Source organism: Caballeronia eucalypticola, assembly GCF_047608185.1.
Lineage (GTDB): Bacteria > Pseudomonadota > Gammaproteobacteria > Burkholderiales > Burkholderiaceae > Caballeronia.
Window position 1 is genome coordinate 65,564 of the sequence record NZ_JBLKRU010000037.1, and the last position, 18,991, is coordinate 84,554.

An 18,991-nucleotide genomic window follows, 5' to 3' on the forward strand; every position below is an offset into this window, starting at 1 on the left:
TCCATCGCCAAGGAGAGATGTCATGCCTGTCGTTACCTATATTCTGCGCGACGGTAGCCGCAAGGAAATCGACGTGCCCATCGGCACGAGCGTCATGGAAGCAGCCATTCACAACAACGTGCGCGGCATTGACGGCGAATGCGGCGGATGCCTGTCCTGCGCGACATGTCACGTCTATATCGATGCATCGTCTACAGCGTCGCTCGCTTCAGCCGATGAATCCGAACTGGAGCTGCTCGACGGAGTGGCAGCCGAACGCCGCCCCGAAAGCCGCCTGAGCTGCCAACTGGTCGTCACGCCCGCGATGAGTGGACTCGTCGTCGCGATTCCTTTACGTCAGGGGTGACATGATGAAACGCACACTTGTGATTGTCGGCGCTTCCTATGCGGGTACCCAGATCGCCGCGTCGGCAAGAGAGCTCGGCTTTGATGGACATATCGTGCTGATAGGCGACGAACCGGACGCGCCTTATCAACGTCCGCCGCTGTCGAAGGGATTTCTCTCGGGCGCGTTCGCAGAAGATCGTCTGCCCCTGCGTTCGAAGGCATTCTTCAGCGAGGAACGGATCCAGTGGATGCCGTCGACGCGCGTTACGTACATCGACCGTGCCCGAAAAGAGGTTGAGATGCACGACGGCACGCGCATCGCCTACGATCATCTTGCGCTGACGACAGGCGCGCGCGTGCGCAAGCTCGACTGCCCCGGCGCCACGCTCGACGCTGTGCACTACCTTCGCGATCTGAGCGATGCGCGGCGCCTGGCTAAATCGATGCGTACAGCGCGACGAGCAATTATTGTCGGCGGTGGCTACATTGGTCTGGAGGCGGCTGCTTCGTTGCGTCAGCAAGGTGCTGAGGTCACCGTCGTTGAGACGGAGTCACGCCTTCTCGCGCGGGTCGCATCCCCGTGGATGTCGGATTTCATGCTGCGGGTCCATACCGATCGCAACGTCTCCTTCGCATTGGGACGCAAGGTCGTGGCGCTCCATGACACCCACGGCGATGTCTCGGTCGAACTTGACGATGGGACACGGTTGTCAAGCGACCTGGTCGTGGTGGGCATCGGCGTGATTCCCAACATAGAACTGGCCGCGGACTGCGGGCTGAAGGTGCCAGGCGGAATTGCGGTGGACGCGTTTGCACGCACGAGCGATCCTGAGATCGTCGCGGCCGGCGATTGCGCTTCGTTCATCCCGCACTGGGCGCCCGCCGGCGCGTTGGCATGTCGCATAGAGTCGGTGCAGAACGCCAACGATATGGCCAAGATCGCGGCGGCGTCGATTCTGGGTGCGCCTGAACCGTATCGCGCGGTGCCGTGGTTCTGGTCGGATCAGTACGATCTGAAACTGCAGATGGCAGGCGTGAATATCGGTTTCACTAACCACGCGGTGCGGGGCTCTGTTGAAGACCGGAAGTTCTCGGTGTTCTACTTTCGCGACCATTCGTTGATTGCGATCGACAGCATCAACCGGCCGCAGGATCACATGCTGGCGCGCAAGCTGTTGGCCATGGGCGCGCCGATTTCGCCGCGCGAGGCCAGTGACCCGGCAATCGATCTGAAAGCACTGACATCGGTCACAGGCCGCAACCCGCAGGAGGTCGCATGACGGGCGCCGCCAGCGACGCCCGGCCGTTGGTCGGCCTGGTATGCGACCGCTTTTTCGTCGCGGAACACGATCTGCATAGCGCCAAGGACAGTTATATCCGTGCGTTGATGTCCTGCTCGCAGGTGAGTCCCGTGCTCATTCCGGCGACACAGGAGATCGACACGTGCGACAGCTATCTCGATGGTCTGAACGGCTTGCTGTTTCCGGGCGGTGCATCGAATGTCGAGCCGCAACGTTATGGCGGACCAGACGATACCGCGATACATGTCGACCCCGCGCGCGATCATGTCGCGCTGGCACTGATGCGAGGCGCGGCGGCGCGCGGCATGCCCTTCCTCGGAATCTGCCGCGGCTTCCAGGAAATGAACGTCGCGTTTGGCGGGACTCTGCTAACGGACATCCACGCCTCGGGGCATTCTGCCGATCACCTTGAAGACCTCGACGAGGACCTTCAGGCGCGCTATCGATACAAGCACGAGATCGAACTCACTGCAGACGGCACGCTATCCGCACTTGCAGGAGCACCGCGGGGGCGCGTGAATTCGCTGCATCGGCAGGGCATTGCGATGTTGGCGCCGGCGCTGGCTGTGGAGGCCTGTGCGCCGGATGGACTGATCGAGGCGGTCAGCCTAAACGATCATGATTTTGCACTCGGTGTGCAATGGCATCCCGAAGTCATGGTGGCTAACGACGCGCTGTCCCGCTCGCTCTTCGAAGCCTTCGGTGCAAGTTGCCGGCGTTACGCGGCGCGGCGCGCAGCCGGCGATGCAAGCAAGCGACGATGACGACCACGAGACCATAACGCGTCGCTGTGAACGCGCAGCACGAGGAATCGTCAGGCAGCAAATGAAGCGGGCGAGGGCGTTTTTTTCTTCGCCGTCCTTTTTCCTTGGCGCTTCAATCAAGGGACCGCCAAGTCTTTTTGCAAGACGGTTTCTATCATCAAAAAATCAATGCTCCGAAGAAGTGGAGCGGTATTCCCACGCCTTGTCGGCGTGCATCTAAATTCCTAGAACATGAGGTAATTCAATGTCTTCTGACCGTTCCGAATTTTCGGCACAGCTTAGCAGTCTGATCAACCTTCAACGAGCCGCCTTCATTGCCGATGGCTTTCCGTCGGCCAAGATCAGAATCGATCGCCTTCACCGCGCGAAGCACCTTCTGGTCGAGAACCGCGACAAGATTGCCGATGCGCTCTCCGCGGACTTCGGTAACCGCAGCAAGGAGCAGACGATCATCGGTGATATTTTTTCTTCGGCCGCGTCGCTCGCTCATGCCGCTGCCAATGTCGAGGCCTGGATGCGGGCCGAAAAACACGAGGCGCTGGCGCCGGACGCCGAGGCACGAATCGAATATAAGCCTCTTGGCGTCGTCGGCGTGATAGGGCCGTGGAATTTCCCATACAACCTCGTCTTTGCGCCGCTGGCCGGTATTTTCGCTGCCGGCAACCGTGCGATCCTGAAGCCAAGCGAATTTACGCCCGCGGCATCGGAATTAATGGGAAAGCTCATTTCGGACTACTTTTCACATGATGAGGTAGCCGTGGTCCTTGGAGGGGCTATAGAGGGTGCAGAATTTGCCGCGGCTGCCTTCGATCATCTGCTGTTCACAGGCTCGACTGGCGTGGCGCGTCACGTGATGCGAGCGGCCGCGGAAAACCTGACGCCCGTGACGCTCGAACTTGGCGGCAAGTCGCCCGTGATCGTGACCGATCAATTCGATCTCGACGAAGCCGCCGCCCGGATCATGGCGGTCAAGACTTTCAACGCGGGCCAGATTTGCCTCGCGCCCGACTACGCCTATGTACCCGCCAGCAGCGCCTCGTCTTTTACAGACGCATGCGTCTCGGCCGTGCGGACACTCTTTCCTGATGGCATGGCATCGCAGGCCTACACCACGATTATCACGGAGCGTCATTATGAGCGACTGATGGGGCTTGTCGAAGACGCGAGAGCGAAAGGGGCGCAGGTCATCCAGGCGTTTCCTGAAGACGAAAACCGCAGCGCTCGCCGCTTTCCACCGACGCTGATCGTCAATCCGCCGGAAGACGCGAAGGTGATGCAGGAGGAAATCTTCGGGCCAATCCTTCCCATCCTGACATACAGCGATCTCGGGGAAGTGGTGCAGGATATTCGCGCGCGTCCTCATCCTCTTGCGCTCTACTATTTCGGCAAGGACGATGCTCACGCGCGTCGCGTACTTGACGGCACGACCTCCGGTGGCGTCACGATCAACGACGTCATGGCGCACGTCTATGCCGAGGGCCTGCCATTTGGCGGCGTCGGACCTTCGGGGATGGGTTCGTATCATGGCAAGGCCGGCTTCCTGACGTTCAGTCACGCACGATCTGTCTACCGGCAAAGCGCTGCCCAAGAAGCTGTGATGCTCATACGGCCGCCGTACACGGATGTGACCCGTCAATTCCTCGATCAGGCCTTCGGCACAACGCCGGCGGTTGAATAAGACGCTTTTTAATCGGCGTGCGCGGTCAGCTCAGTGGATCTGGCCGCAATAGTCAAGAGTTGAAAAAAAATGGCGAATCGATTTGTCAAGTTATAGACAATTTAATTCGTTATACATACTAATATAAAAGGAGATATCTTGAACTTGCCTCGTTGTGGTCTTCCAAAAACTCTGGCTGCCGTCGTATGCGCGGGCCTGACAACCGTTGCCAGCGCGCAGTCCACGGTGACGTTGTACGGGATCGTTGATGCTGGCCTCCTGTTCACCAGTAAATCGGTTAATCCCGCTACCGGGGAAAATGCCGGCCGTCAGTTCTCTCTCGTCAGCGGCAACCAAACTCCATCACTCTTTGGCATGAAAGGGACGGAGGATTTAGGAGGAGGCCTGCATGCCATTTTCGCGCTCGAGAGCGGAATCAATATCAGCAACGGCGGAGTGACCGATTCGAACGGCAATTTCTTCGGACGTCAAGCTTGGGTCGGACTGACGGGGAATTTCGGGCAGGTTCAACTTGGAGTTCAGTTCTCGCCTTTTTTGTTATCGCTGATCTCGACAGATCCGCGCAATATTTCCTTCTTTGGAAGCGAGGTCCCGATCTATGTCGGCCGTCTTTTTGCGACGGGCGCATACAACCCGAACGCGATGTCCTATACGAGTCCGACGATCGGCGGTTTCCAGGGCGCCGTGATGCTCGCCATGGGCGGCACACCGGGAGACTTCCAGGCGGGGAGACAGTATTCGGCCAGTCTGTCATATACGCACGGACCATTTTTTGTCAGTGCGGCAATGTACGACGGCAACAGCGGAGGAACGGCTGCATCAACACCGAGCCCGACCACGGTGCCGTTCACCGGTCGTACGATCGGCGCGGGCTATCACATTGGCGACTTGACCATTGATGCGGTGTTCGTCAATTACAAGCTGGCGGGATCGTTCGACAGCCGGGTATTCGGTGGCGGATTCAACTATCAGATAACGTCTTTCCTCGATACCAATGTGGGAGTCTGGTACATCAGCGATGGCAACGACACCAACAATCATTCGCTGATGTTAGCGAGTGGGGTGACGTATTCCATGTCAAAGGCGACGGCTTTGTATTGCCAGTTGGGTTTAGTGAATAATCACGGCAAGCTCAACACGGGTCTGTCGACGAATGGCGCGCTCTATGCACCGGCGGGATCGACTATTGGTGCGACCATCGGCATGCGTCACATGTTCTGAGCTAACGGCCAACGGGTATCACCATACGGCCCGGCGCCCTTCAAATGTGGCGCTGGGCCGGTTGGACCATTGATGACAATGCTAACCCTCGGTGCAGTGCAAAGATCCCATCATGCGGTTTCCTTGTCATGGACGACTTCACCATCAATAACGACCCGGCGAATTCCGATGCCGCGAATCTCGTCGGGCGGACATTCGAAGAGGTCACGGTCGAGCTCTACCCAGTCCGCGAGCTTGGCCGGCTCCAGCGATCCTCGCTCCCGATCCGAGAACGACAGCCACGCCGCGTTGGTCGTATAGAGCGCCAGCGCCCGCTTAATGCTGATCGCCTGATCTTCACCTAACGCTGGTTCGCCATCCTCATCGATCCGTCGCGTGGTCGCTTGCCATATCCCGAGAAGCGGATCATACGGTGTGGCGGGTGAGTCCGATCCACCGGCCACGACGACACCGCCGTCGAGCCAGTTGCGAATGGGCGTCGCGACAGAAATGGCCGGCCGTCCGAAGCGCCGCGTCAGGTTGGAGGCGAACTTGAACTGCATCGACGCCTGGGTGGCCACGGCTACGCCGAGTCGCGCGCACGTGGCAATGTTCTCCTGCGTAGGCCACAGATACGCATGGATGAGGCTAAAGCGGAGAGGGCGGATATCGTGTTCCTGCGAAACCCGCTCGAATGCCGCGAGTGCGAGGTCAATTGCCCGGCCGCCCACCGTGTGAATGCCGAGCGACCAGCCTTCACTGGCGCAGAACTTGACGATGGCTTCCAGCGTTTCAGTGTCCGTTACTTGCACACCGCAGTTGCAATCGCCTCCGGGATACGGTTCGCGCAGCAGTGCGGTGCCGAGCGATGCGCCGCCATCGAGGAAGACCTTGATGCCTCCCAGTTTCAACCGGGCGTTGCCGAATCCCGTTCGCACGCTCCAGGCCTTCAGCCGCTCGATTACCGCTTCCTGACCGCGTTCCGTCTGGGCAAGCGGCATGAGTACGGTGCGGACTTTCAACTCTTCGGTCGCTGCCAGTTCTTCATAGACGCGCATGTCCTGCGCAAGCAAGCCAGGCTCCACCACGCCGCAGATACCCACCGCGAGATAGTCGCGCTGGACCGCGCGCAAAGCTGCCTTCTTCTCATCTGCGGAAGGCTGCGGCAGCATGGCCTCGATCGGACCGAATGCCGGAGCCTCATGGAGCACGCCGGTCGGGATGCCCTGATCGTCACGCACGATGCGGCCTCCCGGGGGATCTTCTGTCGCTGTGTCGAGACCCGCTAGCCGCAGGGCGAGCGTGTTCACGGCGGCGGCATGGTAGATGCGCGGCAGGTAGACAGGCCGGTCAGCGACAGCGCTATCCAGCTCTTGGCGCGTGGGATAGCGCTTCTCCTTCAGCGCGTCGATGTGCCAGCCCTGGCCGCCCACGATCCACTGCTTTTCCGGATTATTTTGGGCGTAGTCGTGTACGGCTGTCAGCACGTCATCGATGGACCGGCACGCCGACAGATCCACCAGTCGCCGCTGCATGCCGGTCGCCAGCATGTGGTTGTGGCTGTCGATCAGCCCGGGCACGATGCACGCTCCGGTCATTGTAGCAACCGGTGTCAACGCACCCACGACCCGCATCACTTCATCCTCGGTCCCGATGGCGATGATCCTCCCGCCTGCGTATGCCATCGCCTGAGCAAGGGGACGCGCCGGATCCATCGTATGGATGCGGCCTCGAATGACGCGCAGCGTTTGCATGTCGGCCTCCTGTTTATTGGGCGTCATCGGGGCGCGGTGTAGGGTCGCGTCGGCGCAGCATGTCGGCGATATCCGACCAGACTTCCTTGCGCTCAACGCGCTTCTCATGAATCGTGAAGCGCTCCATGCAGCGGACATCGTCGAAACGCGTGCCGTCGAGCAACTCTCCTGAAATTGTCCCCTTGGCGTACACGATAAAGCGCTCCGCCTGCGCGACTACATCCCACGCCTGATACGTGTACTCGGCGCGGTGATAACGTGTTTGCGCCCACTTCAGGAAATCCGCGACACGCTCGAAGGTGGTGCCGCCCGGGAACTCCAGCGTACCGCCAGGCGAAAGCAAAGCCTGGGCCGCATCCGCATCGCGCTGGTTGATCGCAGACAGGAATGCCTGAGCGACGGCCTGGGCTTCATTTCCAGAAATGGTCATGATCTCGCTTCCTTTGATATTGAATCAGGGTTGTTAAAGGCAGATGCAGCTAGACGCGCCTGAGCGCTGGCAGTTGCTGTTGAGATAGTGCTGATGTCCGCCAATGCGGGTCACGACAATAGGTCGTCCCGGTCTACTGCCCGACAGAGCGGAGTGGCATTACAGGTCCAGCACGAGTTCGACTGACCGTGCGCGGGAACAGCAGGCGAGCATCATCTTGTTGCCATTCTTTTCCTCATCCGTGAGGTAGAGGTCGCGATGATCCGGCTCACCTGCGAGCACCGTCACCAGACAGGTCCCGCAGACGCCTTGCTCACACGAAGTGGGGATCTCGCAACCCTCTCGCCTGCAAGCCGTCACGACGCTCTCGTCGGCGCCCACGATGAGTTCACGGCCGGTCTTCGCCAGCACGACCTTGAACGATGCTCCCGTCTGAACCGGCATGTCGGCCGAGAAACACTCCCGGTGCAAACGGTGTGCGGGCCAGCCGAGTCCTTGGGCCGCGTCCAGGATCTCTTTCATGAAGGCTGCCGGTCCGCAGGTATAAAGCCGGGACTCGCGTGGCAACGGTCGTAGCGCGGAAGCTACGTCAATCCGTCCGTCGCGCGCGGAGAAGTGGAGATGCACGTTGGACGCGTAGAGCGGCAGGCGAAGCAAATCGAGGTAGGGCGCATGTTCCTCGTCGCGCACCGAATAGAAGAGCGTGTAAGGCTTCTCTGCCGCAGCGAGACTCTTGACCATGCTGACGATGGGCGTGATGCCGATGCCAGCGGCAAACAGAATGGTGTGCGTGGCAGCCTCGAGCGCGAACGCGTTTCTTGGGAACTCCACGAGCACGGAGTCGCCTACGGCGAGCCGGTGCATTGCAGCCGATCCGCCGCGGCCATTGGCCTCGTGCTTGACGGCGATACGCAACTCGTCGCGTTCGGTCGGGCCGTTGCAGAGCGAATACTGTCGCGATAATTCCGGCGAAAGATGCACAAGCAGGTGAGCGCCCGGACTGACTTCGGGCAGCGATGCGCTCTCCGGATGCGCGAAACTGATCTCCACGACATCCCGTGCAATGACGGTGCGTTGCGCGACCAGGAGCCGAATCGGATTCGAATGGGAGACGCTCATTTCGGTGGGTCTGTGTCTAGCAACGCAAGGTTGGATCTCACGCGATCCAGCAACGAAATAAGCGTGCGGCGGTCCGTGCTGCTGAGACCCGTGAGCAGCAGGCGCTCCCGTGCCAGTGCGATCTCAAGGACTGCGTCGTGCACTCGCCAGCCTTCTTCGGTCAACTGGATAAGAAAGCTCCGACCGTCGTTCGGATTTGCCGACAACTCCACCAGTCCGAGGCTCTCGAGGTGACCGACGCTTCGATTCGCGGCCGCTTTGTCGATGCCCAGGATGGAACAGGTTCGCTGCGCCGTGGTCCCGGGCTCGATCGCAAAGAGGGTCATGACGCGCCACTCGTTGATGCCGACCCCGAAGTCGGCCAGATAGATCCTCGACGCGCTCCTCGCCCACTTGTTGTTGATCTGACTGAGGTATGCGGGGAGGTATCCGTCAAGGTCGAGGACGCGACGCGTTTTCTTCGTCATTCCGTGCCCCCGCGAGTCTTGCACATCATGGTCAGTCCTTGCTGGTTTGGATATTCGATACCTAATGGTAGAAATATATAGTTGACATGTCAACCGGAATATGAGGAAATTCTTTTCAAGCCGCCGCGGATCGCGCAGCGGGCGTGTCGAATAAAAGGAGACTGACATGTTTGCAAAGGACTGCTGGTATGTGGCTGCATTCAGCGCCGAGATCACCGCCAAGCCACTTGGGAGGCGATTGCTGGATGAGCCTGTTGTAATGTTTCGTACTACAGATGGGCGCGTCGCGGCGCTCGAGGATCGGTGTTGCCATCGCGGATTGCCGCTTTCGATGGGCGAGCTTGTCGGCGACGACCTTCGCTGCAACTATCACGGCCTGGTGTTTGATTGCAGCGGACAATGTGTTCGCATTCCCGGACAGACGGCGATTCCGCCAAGCGCGAAGGTTAATAGCTATCCGCTGATCGAGAAGGGCGGCACGATTTGGATCTGGATGGGCGACCCCGCTAAAGCTGATGCGGCGCTGCTGCCGCCATTTCAGTGGCGTGAGGATCCGGAATGGGTATGGCGGGAAGGCTTGTTCCATTTCAAGTGCAACTATGAGTTACTGCACGACAATCTGCTCGACCTGTCTCACTTGGCGTACGTGCACCGGTACACCATTGGCGGCGACCCTGACCTTCACTTCGAGACCGAAACGAAGGTGGGACGAACCGAGCGTGGATTGACGCTGAAACGCTGGATGCCCGCATCGGCGGCGCCTCCCACGTACGCGAAGCTCGTGCCTTTCGACGGGCTTGTCGACCGTTGGCAGGAAGTCGAGTTTTCCCCGGGACTGATCAACTTGTATTCGGGCGCTATATCGACGGGACGCAATGCGCTTGAGGGGGAGCGCATCGGAGGATTTCAGCTCAGGTTATTCGACGCAGTCACGCCCGAGACAGAAACGACCACGCATAACTTCTTCGCATCTGGTCACAATTTCCGAATCGATGAGTCGGATATCTCCGACACGTTGTTTGCCGAACTGAAGCGCACCGTGCTCGAAGACATCGAGGTCCTGGATGCCCAGCAACTTAGGGTTCGCGAGGGAAACCGCAAACTGGTGGACATCAAGCTCGACGTCGCGGGGCTGCAGGCCCGGAGGCTCATACAAACGCTCAAGGCCGCCAGTGAGGTGCCGAGCGGGACATAACCGATAAGGAACTGTGGGGCGCTCGCGAGTGGGCGCTGACCAAGACAAGGGCCGATTCGGAGATGTCGCTAAGACAAGTGGGGACTAGATGCCATTCGTCAAAAAGAGTCAGCTCTCGGGCAGCGGACCCGGCTATAGCGGGATCCCATATAGGAGTCGAATCGGTTTGAGGGTCGATATATCATCGCTCCCATCCCTTGGGCTGACACGTATAAAAGTTATCCAAGCTTCATATAGAAGGGAAACGTACCTGCATGGAGTCTATATAGTCCTGATCGTCCAGCTTGCTCGCGCATTGAGAAAGCCACGCGCGACAATGCGGATTAGGAGGTGGGGGATCAATGCCATCAGGAAGCTGTCTATCGGGGGCCGGGTCTTTTTTTAGTTATTTGAAGCGCTGCGTGTCAAGATCAGACGCTGCGCACTCGCGAATCACATCAATGAACGCGCGCAATCCCGCCGGCACATGCCGCCGTCCGGGGTAGTACAAACAAAGCCCGGGTGCGCGTGCGGCCCAGTCGTCGAGCACGCTGATGACTCGGCCGGCCGCAATGTGCTCGGCCACCGCCCACTCGCTCATCCAGGCAAGACCAACGCCGTGAAACACGGCGTCGAGTATTAGATGCGGGCTGTCGAGTGTCAGTACGCCTGGCACGTCGATTTCGACGTGCTTGCCTGCCCGCTCGAACGTCCATTTGTAAGGTGCGCCCCCCGGAAGGCGAGCGCGAATGCATGTTTGCGCGCGTAAGTCTTCGGGCGTGGCCGGCTTCGCATGATCGGTAAAATACGCTGGCGTGCCCACCACAAGGAAGCGTACCGCCGCACTGCAAGGCACGGCAATCATGTCTTGCGGCACGTGGCCGATCTGCCGCACGCCGGCATCGAAACCTTCCTCGACAATGTCGATCATCCGCGCGTTCGTCACAACATCGAGTTTCATATCGGGATAACGTTGCAGGAATTCGTAGCCGACCGGGTTCATCAACCGCAGCGCTGCACCCTCCGACGCATTGATGCGCAAGGCATTGTCAACTTGCGGAGGGTAAGACGGCACGACGGCAGGTGCGACGAGTGGTCAGAAGACAGTCGACGTATTTTGGGCGAGTTCGGTGAATTCGCGCCATGCAACGAACCGGTCTGCGAGTTGTTTGCGATAGAGTGAAGCGCGCAGCAGATGCCGCTTGAGCGCGAAATGTTGCCGGATCGGCCCGAAGCACGAGAGGAATTTTTGTGTGCGTTTCGGGTCGCGAAAGCCGCGCATGCGACGCTCACGTTCGCGCGTCGGTTGGTGGCTGTTCTCTGCCCGGTTGTTCAGTCGAGCGGCCGCTTTGACGAACACGTGCTTCACGCTCACCAACTCCGGGATTTCGGCCTTTGCGGCGGGATAGCTGCGCAGTTGATCGGTGACAATCTTGCGCGGTACTGGGCTAGAGCGCAGCACACGCTTGAAGAAGCGTTTGGCGGCGGCTTTGTCGCGCCGCTTTTGCACCAGGACGTCGAGTTCGGCGCCATGCTCGTCCACCGCACGCCACAGCAGATAAGGTTCGCCGCGCAGGGTGACAAACATCTCGTCGAGGTGCCATGTGCTACCCGGCTTGCGTCGCGCCGCTTTAACCCGGCGGGCAAAACCCTTGCCAAACTTCTCACACCAGCATCGGATCGTCTCGTAAGTCACGATCACACCGCGCTCAAAGAGCAGCTCCTCAATGTCGCGCAAGCTCAACTGGAAACGGAAGTACCACCGCACGGCGCAACTGATAACGCCAGCTGGGAAGCGGTGACCGTGATAGAGAGATTTCGAGTTCTTCATCGCGCCATCTTACCCGGCCCGCCTAATAACCTGACAATGCCCTTCCAAGACATCAAGTGCAGGTGCGATCGTCGGATTGGCCAACCACGTGAGCTTTTGCGCATCCACCAGCGCACATGCGTCAGGCCGCCAGTATCGTGATCGACGCGAATTCCGTTAATGGCGTAGATGAACATCGCTGACTCCGTCGCGCGTCTCAAGAAATCCTAGCACGATCGATTCACGGGGTGATTTAGTTAGAGTGCCATCCCTTCGAAGTGCGCAAAGAGGATGTCGCATTCTTCATAGCTTAGGCGATCGGTCAGTTGCAGTTCCTCAGTTTCAATGAAACGCCGCTCCAGAGCGAGCAGTTCCTGGGGCGTGCCGATACCGACGAAGCCTGAGCAACTGACGGCATCGTCATCAGATATCCGCGACTGTCTTTTCGTCGGTAACGATCGTGTCTTCAATCATGGCGATCTCGTGTTGGGCTCTCCGGCCGGCACCGCACGTGACCTCGGGGCCGTTTCCCGGCCGTGCCGGTTAGATTAATCCTTCAAGAGGTAGTCCTTGATAATGGCGATTCGCGCGTCATCCATCAGTGCTGGTGCGTGGCCGCAGTCGGGAAATTCGAAGGTGGTAACCTTGCCGGCCCTGGACGCCAGGCCGCGCTTGAGCATGGCGTCCAGACTGCTCCGTGTCAGCAGGTCGGAGTCTTCTCCCCGCAAAATCAGCACCGGACAGTCTATTTTGTCCCAGATGTGCCACAGAACCACGTCCAGCCAGATGGGTATTGCGAACCGCAGGCCGATGCCTGGATCGAAGTGGAACCGAAAGCCACCCGCGTCGTCCGGCACTGCGCTGTGATGAGCAAGATGACGCCATTGGTCGTCGCTGAGCTTGCCAAACGGCGCGTGAACGTCGCGCAGATGCGCTTCGACCTCGTCGATCGAGGCGAACCGCCAGGAGCGAGTCAAATAACCGCCGATCCGGCGCAGTGCCGCGGCCGAGATGCGCGCACCGAAGTCATTGAGTACAAGCCGGCGCACCGGCGTCGCGTACTCTGACGCTATGAGCATGCCGATATGACCGCCAAGTGAAGTGCCTACCCAATCCACTTGATCGACATCGAGCCGGGCAATCAACGTCGACATCGCGCTGGTATATGCGCGGTCGGTGTAGTGTGCAGGCGATTCGAGCCATTCGCTGCGTCCGCACCCGGGAAGGTCAGGCACGATGACGCGCGCCTGCTGCCGCGAGCGCAGCTGCCAGCATGTCGAAGTCATGTCCTGTGCGAGAAACCCCGTGCACACAGACTATCATTCGGTCAGCCCTCGGCGGTCCTCATTCGGCATAGGCAAGCCTGCGAAAGCCACCGTGGCCGAGCACGGACAGGTGCTTCAGTTGAGGTTGCATCGCGTCGCGTCCTGGTCAAGAGGGCACATCGTCAGTGCTTGCGGCGCCAGTCGGCGATACCCTCGCCGAGCACATCCTGAGACTTGGCACTGGCGAAAGCCTCGACATGGACGTCCCGGCTGATCTCCCGGTAGTCGGCGTTGCTGATCTGGGAACTGCCTCATTCGAATACCACCACCTGGCGAATCGCTTTTCCTTCGTGCAGCAAGTCAAAGCCATGATTGATCTCATCGAGTTTCAATCGGCCTGTGAGCAGCTTGTGCACCGGTAGGCGCCCCTGCAAGTACAAGTCAATGTAGCGCGGGATGTCGCGCGAAGGCACGCACGTACCGATATAGCTGCCCTTGAGGGTGCGTTCCTCTGCCACAAGGCTGACCGCTGGAAGCGGCCAAAGCGCGGTTGACGGCGGCAGCCCGGCCGTGACGGTCGAACCGCCGCGACGCGTAATTCGGTAAGCCAGATCCAGCGCATTGACCGAACCTGCGAACTCAAAGGCGAACTCGACACCGCCCGAGCTGAGCGCGCGGATGTGCTCGATTGCATCGGCACGACCGGCGTTGACCGTGTGGGTGGCGCCCAGTGCTCGCGCCTGCTCGAGCTTGGCATCGGACAAGTCGATGGCGATAATCTGCCGTGCGCCAGCCGCCTGCGCGCCGATAAGGGCAGCCAGCCCAACACCGCCGAGGCCGACCACCGCCACGGATGCGCCGACTCTGACCTGCGCCGTGTTGACCACCGCGCCGACACCCGTCAGCACGGCGCACCCGAACAGCGCGGCTTCATCCAGCGGAACTGCGGGATCTATCTTGACGACAGAGCGGCGCGACACGGTCGCGTACTCGGCAAACACGGAACACCCCAGATGATGGTTCAAGGCCTCACCACCGCGCGTGAGACGGCGTGCACCGGAGAGCAACGTGCCTGCACCGTTGGCCGCGGCGCCCGGCTCACAGAGGGCCGGGCGGCCTTCGGCACAGGGCGCACAGTGGCCACAGCTCGGCACGAACACCACGACGACGTGGTCGCCAACCTTGAGGTCGGTCACGCCTGCCCCCAGTTCCTCGACAACACCGGCGGCCTCGTGGCCAAGCGCCATTGGCATCGGACGTGGCCGGTCGCCGTTGATCACGGACAGGTCGGAGTGACACAGGCCGGCGGCGGCGATTTTGATCAGCACTTCATCGGCGCCTGGTGGCGCCAGGTCGATCTCTTCAATATGCAAAGGGCGGGAGACGGCGTAGGGCGGTGTTGCGCCCATCGCCTGCAGGACTGCTGCCTTGATCTTCATTGTGCGACCTCCATGACCCGGTTCTTGAGTTCCTCGACGAGTACGCGGGTGTTCTCCGAGTAGTCGACCGGAACGATGACCAACTGCACGCCGCCTTCGCGGAATGCCGCTTCCAGTGTCGGCGCCAGCGCTTCGGCCGACTCAACGCGCCGTCCTTTAGCGCCATAGGCATCCGCATACTTGACGAAGTCGGGGTTGCCGAAAGTGAGACCCCAGTCCGCGAAGTTGTCGACGGCCTGTTTCCATCGGATCATTCCGTAGGCATCGTCCTGGATGATCAATACGACGAGGTTCAGATTCAGCCGGACGGCGGTCTCGAGTTCCTGCGAGTTCATCATGAAGCCACCGTCCCCGCACACCGCCATCACGCGCCGGGCAGGGTAGAGCAGTGCCGCCATCATGGCCGACGGCAAGCCCGCCCCCATTGTCGCCAATGCGTTGTCGAGCAGCAGCGTGTTGGCACTGCGTGTCCGGTAACATCGCGCGAACCAGATCTTGTACATGCCGTTATCGAGCGCGACGATGCCGTCGGCCGGCATCACCTCGCGCACGTCGTGGACGATGCGTTGCGGCGTCAGCGGGAAGCGCGATTCCTGCGCCCGGTCCAGCGTGCGTCTCAAGATACCTTCGCGCAGCGGCGCCAGTGCAGCCGCGTTTGGAAGCTTGCCTTGAACGTGATCGGCAAGCCGCGCCAGACTCAGGCCGAGGTCGCCCACCACTTCGGCATGCGGGAAGAACACCTGTTCGACGTGTGCCGGCGTATAACCCACGTGAATGACCTTGGGTCCCTTCGGCCCCATGATGAACGGTGGTTTTTCGACCGTGTCATGCCCGATTGCGAGGATCAGGTCGGCGCGATCGATCGCCTCGTGCAAGTAGTCGCGCGCGCTGAGTGCGGCTGTTCCCATCCAGAGTTCGGATGCCTCATCATGGCCGACGGCGGCAACGGTGCCTTTGCCCATCTGGGTGTTGAAGAACGGGATACCTGTGCGCCGGATGAACTCGGTCAATTGACCCGCGAGCCGCGGCCGGTTGCTGGCGGCGCCGAACATGACCAACGGACGCTCGGCTTTCATCAGCAAAGCTGCGGCCCGTTCGATGGCAGCCTCTTGCGCCACCGGGAGCTCGACAGGATGCAGTGGAACGAGCGCCACGTCATCGCTTACTTCAACGGCGGCCACGTCTTCAGGCAACTCGAGATGGACCGGCCCAGGCCGCTCGTCCGCGGCCAGCCGGAACGCTTCGCGCACGACCGTCGGGATACTGGTCCCGCTGACTATTTGCCGGGACGCCTTGGTCAGTGGTTTCATCGTGGCGACAATGTCTACTATCTGGAACCGCGCCTGTTGCGCCGTCATGATGGGTTTCTGCCCGGTAATGAGGACCATCGGCATGGCGCCGAGATGCGCGTAAGCGGCACCAGTGACCAGATTCAGCGCGCCGGGGCCGAGCGTCGCCATACAGACGCCGGGCCTTCCCGTCAGGCGCCCGTGGGTCGCTGCCATGAAGGCCGCAGACTGTTCATGGCGGGTCACAATCAACTGGATGCTGGAGCGCCGCAGCGACTCGACGACGTCGAGATTTTCTTCGCCCGGCACGGCGAAGATTCGCTCGACGCCTTCATTCTCCAGCGCCTTGACGAACAAGTCGGATGCTTTCATAGGGAGTCACCTTGCTGGTTTAGATCACAGCTAATCGTGGGTTGAATTGATGGTTGTGTCCGCGTGCTATTGAGGCGTGAATCAGCGGGTCTTACTTGCGCGCGCCGGGCTCGCCGAACTGCTTGCGGCCGATATCCTCGTGTGCGCGTGTTGCATGCGCTGCTGCTTGCGCATGTGTTTCGCAAACGTGGGATGCAGAATCGAGCTCGCTAAATGCAGCGTCAAGCTTCATGCGCATGAATGCGCTGGTAGTAAAACGAGTAGCCGAGCTGTAGTACTTGAGTTGCAACTGCCTGACCATCTCGAAATACGCATCGGCCTCCGATTCGTTCAGCCGGAATCCGTCGTAGTTGACCATCAGCGAAACCTTGTGGCCGATGCGATCGCAGAACGCCTCGAGCACACGCCGAACACTTTCGATATCACCGTTCGAGCGGATCGCCATGCCTTCGAAGTTTGCGAACATCACGTTGCGCCCGGCGTCGTAGCTGAGCCGGTCGCTCACCTGCAGATCGAGCAGCACGGTTGCCAGTCCCATGATCTGTGGCCAGAAAATTCGAGGGTCCATCAATCGCACGTCTCGCACAACGGGTGTGAAGTCCATGTGGGCGAGAATGTCGCGGTCGATATCGATGCCGGGCGCAGTCTCCGTCAACTCGAGTCCTTCAGGCACGCGACGAAAGACGCATCGTTCAGTCACGTACATCACTGACTGACCGCGTTGCGCAGCGAGCGATCCATTGAATGTAATCTGCTCGACAGCCTCGACGAGTTTCTTCTTCGACCCTTCCGAAATAATACGTAGGCGTCCATCCTCGACCACCACTTCCAGGCCGCCGGCTGTGAACGTTCCGGCGAATACCACGCGACGGGCGTTCTGGCTGATGTTGATAAACCCGCCGGCACCGGCTAGTCGCGGCCCGAAGCGGCTGACGTTGACGTTGCCGCATCGATCGATCTCCGCCATGCCGAGACACGCAAGGTCCAGCCCTCCACCATCGTAGAAGTCGAACTGCTGATTCTGATGAAGCAGGGCATCAATGTTGATGGCGGCGCCGAAGTTCAAGCCGCCCTGCGGGGTGCCACCGATCAGGCCGGGTTCGGCGGTCAACGTGAGATGGCTTAGCAGCCGCTCTTCCGCTGCCACGGCTGCAACGACTTCTGGAACGCCAATGCCGAGATTAATCACGCCACCGAGCGGCAGCTCGAACGCGCATCGGCGTGCGATCACTTTGCGCTCGTCGAGCACCGGGCTTTCCATCGTCCCCAACGGGACTTTCATTTCGCCGGAGAACGCAGGGTTGTACGCGGTGCCGTAGGTCTGGGCGTGCGTGTCAGGGCGGGCGACAACAACGCGGTCAACAAAGATTCCCGGTACGACCACTGCGCGCGGATCGAGCGTGCCGCTCGCGGCGATCCGTTCCACCTGGACGATCACCAATCCGTTTGAATTATGGGCGGCCATGGCGGCCTCCATGGCATCGAGCACGAGCGCCTCGCGTTCCATCGTCACGTTGCCTTCGGGGTCGGCCGTGGTGCCCCGAATCAGGGTCACGTTAATTGGAAAAACCTTGTAGAAGAGCCAGGTCTTGCCGTCGATGTCGATTGTGCTCACCAGGTCTTCTGTCGTGCTGGCGTTGATCTTTCCGCCTCCGTGACGCGGATCGACAAAGGTGCCCAATCCAACCTGCGTCAGCGTGCCCGGCCTATGCGCCGCGATGTCCCGATACAGATGCGACATCGTCCCTAAAGGAAGGTTGTACGCCTCGATCAGGTTATCGGTCGCCATGCGGGCGAGCTTCGGCAACAGCGCCCAATGTCCGCCGATAGCACGTTTGACCAGCCCCGGCAGTGCCAGGCGATTGAGCCCCCGATCCCGGCCGTCACCGGGCGCGGCGGCGAACACAAGGGTCAGATTGCGTGGCTCAGCCGTGCCGGCGAATCGTCGCTCCAGCGCCATGATCAATTCGTCTGGTGTACCGATGCCGACAAAGCCGGAGCAGCAGACGCTGTCGCCGTCGCGAATCAGCGCGACCGCTTCGTCAGCGGTGACAATCTTGTCTTTCATGACGCAGCTCGAAGAAGAGGTGAATGTGCGGTCGCGGTTGGTTCCAAGCAGAAGGAAAGACGTTCTCCCGCTGGAAACCAGTGTCCCACCTGCAAACGGCTAACAGCTTGCTGAACGCTGAGCGGAATATTGTCGAGCCGTCAGGTCGTTCGCTTACACAGCAGCAGGCGCAACAAACAGACCTGTCTTCGGTGGGCAAAGCGATCTGATCCGGTAGCGCGGCCGTGTTGAACAATCTATCGTCGTGCTCAGCCGAAGTCAGTCGCCCCGGTGTCCTTGTACGTCACAATACGTCCCGCAAATACGATTCAACTGCGCACAGTTCTGCCGAGCGTAGCCCGACCACTCCATCCCCATCATCACCAATGGTAGGGCAAATTTCTTAACGCGCACGGTGCGCTAAAAGCCTCCAATTAAATGATTGCTTGGTCGGCGGAATTTATGGGTGGTTTCGTAGTTCAGGTATGGTTTTTTGAACGATGTTATGCGCAGGTGCAGGCTTATCCACCGAGCTTGCCTGTGGACAAGCCGAGG

17 protein-coding genes are annotated in these 18,991 nt (G+C 60.1%); 6 read left to right on the top strand and 11 right to left on the bottom strand.

Annotation, left to right across the window (positions count from 1 at the left end):
- The first annotated feature begins 22 nt into the window (after nucleotides 1-22).
- From ACMX25_RS30710 to ACMX25_RS30730, 5 genes are all read left to right on the top strand, one after another.
- Nucleotides 23-346 (top strand): 2Fe-2S iron-sulfur cluster-binding protein, encoded by a 324-nt coding sequence (locus ACMX25_RS30710; RefSeq protein WP_414953678.1) that lies wholly within the window; start codon nucleotides 23-25, stop codon nucleotides 344-346.
- Nucleotides 347-350: 4 nt separating this feature from the next.
- Nucleotides 351-1,607, top strand: coding sequence for an NAD(P)/FAD-dependent oxidoreductase (locus ACMX25_RS30715; protein ID WP_414953698.1), 1,257 nt, complete (start codon nucleotides 351-353; stop codon nucleotides 1,605-1,607).
- The gene (locus ACMX25_RS30720; RefSeq protein ID WP_414953679.1) at nucleotides 1,604-2,392 is read left to right on the top strand and encodes a gamma-glutamyl-gamma-aminobutyrate hydrolase family protein; all 789 of its coding nucleotides are present in this window, start codon (nucleotides 1,604-1,606) and stop codon (nucleotides 2,390-2,392) included. Before ACMX25_RS30715 ends, ACMX25_RS30720 begins: the two co-directional genes overlap by 4 nt.
- 244 nt (nucleotides 2,393-2,636) lie before the next feature.
- Complete coding sequence (locus ACMX25_RS30725) at nucleotides 2,637-4,070, top strand: coniferyl aldehyde dehydrogenase (RefSeq protein ID WP_414953680.1); 1,434 nt, start codon at nucleotides 2,637-2,639, stop codon at nucleotides 4,068-4,070.
- A 138-nt stretch (nucleotides 4,071-4,208) separates the two neighbouring features.
- Nucleotides 4,209-5,291: a porin gene (locus tag ACMX25_RS30730; RefSeq protein WP_414953681.1), complete on the top strand. Its 1,083-nt coding sequence runs from the start codon at nucleotides 4,209-4,211 to the stop codon at nucleotides 5,289-5,291.
- A 110-nt stretch (nucleotides 5,292-5,401) separates the two neighbouring features.
- Here ACMX25_RS30730 and ACMX25_RS30735 read toward each other — a convergent pair whose 3' ends face one another.
- From ACMX25_RS30735 to ACMX25_RS30750, 4 genes are all read right to left on the bottom strand, one after another.
- Nucleotides 5,402-7,024, bottom strand: coding sequence for an amidohydrolase (locus ACMX25_RS30735; protein WP_414953682.1), 1,623 nt, complete (start codon nucleotides 7,022-7,024; stop codon nucleotides 5,402-5,404).
- A gap of 13 nt (nucleotides 7,025-7,037) precedes the next feature.
- On the bottom strand, nucleotides 7,038-7,454 hold the full coding sequence (locus ACMX25_RS30740; protein WP_414953683.1) for a nuclear transport factor 2 family protein: 417 nt from the start codon (nucleotides 7,452-7,454) through the stop codon (nucleotides 7,038-7,040).
- A gap of 159 nt (nucleotides 7,455-7,613) precedes the next feature.
- Nucleotides 7,614-8,573 (bottom strand): PDR/VanB family oxidoreductase, encoded by a 960-nt coding sequence (locus ACMX25_RS30745; RefSeq protein WP_414953684.1) that lies wholly within the window; start codon nucleotides 8,571-8,573, stop codon nucleotides 7,614-7,616.
- Nucleotides 8,570-9,040 carry a MarR family winged helix-turn-helix transcriptional regulator gene (locus ACMX25_RS30750; protein WP_414953685.1) on the bottom strand — a complete coding sequence of 157 codons (471 nt, stop codon included), beginning with the start codon at nucleotides 9,038-9,040 and terminating at the stop codon, nucleotides 8,570-8,572. The genes ACMX25_RS30745 and ACMX25_RS30750 overlap by 4 nt, the downstream gene beginning before the upstream one ends.
- A gap of 166 nt (nucleotides 9,041-9,206) precedes the next feature.
- Between ACMX25_RS30750 and ACMX25_RS30755 the strand changes: the two genes are divergently transcribed.
- Nucleotides 9,207-10,235 carry an aromatic ring-hydroxylating dioxygenase subunit alpha gene (locus ACMX25_RS30755; protein WP_414953686.1) on the top strand — a complete coding sequence of 343 codons (1,029 nt, stop codon included), beginning with the start codon at nucleotides 9,207-9,209 and terminating at the stop codon, nucleotides 10,233-10,235.
- A gap of 385 nt (nucleotides 10,236-10,620) precedes the next feature.
- On the opposite strand, the gene ACMX25_RS30760 is transcribed toward ACMX25_RS30755, so the two are convergent.
- The 7 genes from ACMX25_RS30760 to ACMX25_RS30790 all read right to left on the bottom strand — a co-directional run bounded on the left by ACMX25_RS30760 (nucleotide 10,621) and on the right by ACMX25_RS30790 (nucleotide 18,457).
- A complete protein-coding gene (locus ACMX25_RS30760) occupies nucleotides 10,621-11,289 on the bottom strand; it encodes a LysR substrate-binding domain-containing protein (protein ID WP_414953687.1) in 669 nt (222 codons plus the stop codon).
- Nucleotides 11,290-11,310: 21 nt separating this feature from the next.
- A complete protein-coding gene (locus ACMX25_RS30765; RefSeq protein WP_414953688.1) occupies nucleotides 11,311-12,045 on the bottom strand; it encodes an IS6 family transposase in 735 nt (244 codons plus the stop codon).
- 236 nt (nucleotides 12,046-12,281) lie between these two features.
- A complete protein-coding gene (locus tag ACMX25_RS30770; RefSeq protein WP_414953689.1) occupies nucleotides 12,282-12,494 on the bottom strand; it encodes a hypothetical protein in 213 nt (70 codons plus the stop codon).
- 78 nt (nucleotides 12,495-12,572) lie between these two features.
- Nucleotides 12,573-13,310, bottom strand: a complete 738-nt coding sequence (locus ACMX25_RS30775; RefSeq protein WP_414953690.1) for an alpha/beta fold hydrolase — start codon at nucleotides 13,308-13,310, stop codon at nucleotides 12,573-12,575.
- 290 nt (nucleotides 13,311-13,600) lie between these two features.
- Nucleotides 13,601-14,728, bottom strand: a complete 1,128-nt coding sequence (locus ACMX25_RS30780) for a zinc-dependent alcohol dehydrogenase family protein (protein WP_414953691.1) — start codon at nucleotides 14,726-14,728, stop codon at nucleotides 13,601-13,603.
- A complete protein-coding gene (locus ACMX25_RS30785) occupies nucleotides 14,725-16,389 on the bottom strand; it encodes an acetolactate synthase large subunit (protein ID WP_414953692.1) in 1,665 nt (554 codons plus the stop codon). Before ACMX25_RS30785 ends, ACMX25_RS30780 begins: the two co-directional genes overlap by 4 nt.
- Before the next feature lie 91 nt (nucleotides 16,390-16,480).
- Nucleotides 16,481-18,457 carry an acyl CoA:acetate/3-ketoacid CoA transferase gene (locus tag ACMX25_RS30790; RefSeq protein WP_414953693.1) on the bottom strand — a complete coding sequence of 659 codons (1,977 nt, stop codon included), beginning with the start codon at nucleotides 18,455-18,457 and terminating at the stop codon, nucleotides 16,481-16,483.
- Nucleotides 18,458-18,991 lie beyond the last annotated feature (534 nt).

Bases quoted from the DNA above. Each gene is read 5' to 3' on its own strand.
- ACMX25_RS30775 (WP_414953690.1), bottom strand. From the start codon at position 13,310: ATGACTTCGACATGCTGGCAGCTGCGCTCGCGGCAGCAGGCGCGCGTC.
- ACMX25_RS30715 (WP_414953698.1), top strand. From the start codon at position 351: ATGAAACGCACACTTGTGATTGTCGGCGCTTCCTATGCGGGTACCCAG.
- ACMX25_RS30710 (WP_414953678.1), top strand. From the start codon at position 23: ATGCCTGTCGTTACCTATATTCTGCGCGACGGTAGCCGCAAGGAAATC.
- ACMX25_RS30735 (WP_414953682.1), bottom strand. From the start codon at position 7,024: ATGCAAACGCTGCGCGTCATTCGAGGCCGCATCCATACGATGGATCCG.
- ACMX25_RS30790 (WP_414953693.1), bottom strand. From the start codon at position 18,457: ATGAAAGACAAGATTGTCACCGCTGACGAAGCGGTCGCGCTGATTCGC.
- ACMX25_RS30785 (WP_414953692.1), bottom strand. From the start codon at position 16,389: ATGAAAGCATCCGACTTGTTCGTCAAGGCGCTGGAGAATGAAGGCGTC.
- ACMX25_RS30765 (WP_414953688.1), bottom strand. From the start codon at position 12,045: ATGAAGAACTCGAAATCTCTCTATCACGGTCACCGCTTCCCAGCTGGC.
- ACMX25_RS30720 (WP_414953679.1), top strand. From the start codon at position 1,604: ATGACGGGCGCCGCCAGCGACGCCCGGCCGTTGGTCGGCCTGGTATGC.
- ACMX25_RS30755 (WP_414953686.1), top strand. From the start codon at position 9,207: ATGTTTGCAAAGGACTGCTGGTATGTGGCTGCATTCAGCGCCGAGATC.
- ACMX25_RS30745 (WP_414953684.1), bottom strand. From the start codon at position 8,573: ATGAGCGTCTCCCATTCGAATCCGATTCGGCTCCTGGTCGCGCAACGC.
- ACMX25_RS30750 (WP_414953685.1), bottom strand. From the start codon at position 9,040: ATGACGAAGAAAACGCGTCGCGTCCTCGACCTTGACGGATACCTCCCC.
- ACMX25_RS30740 (WP_414953683.1), bottom strand. From the start codon at position 7,454: ATGACCATTTCTGGAAATGAAGCCCAGGCCGTCGCTCAGGCATTCCTG.
- ACMX25_RS30780 (WP_414953691.1), bottom strand. From the start codon at position 14,728: ATGAAGATCAAGGCAGCAGTCCTGCAGGCGATGGGCGCAACACCGCCC.
- ACMX25_RS30725 (WP_414953680.1), top strand. From the start codon at position 2,637: ATGTCTTCTGACCGTTCCGAATTTTCGGCACAGCTTAGCAGTCTGATC.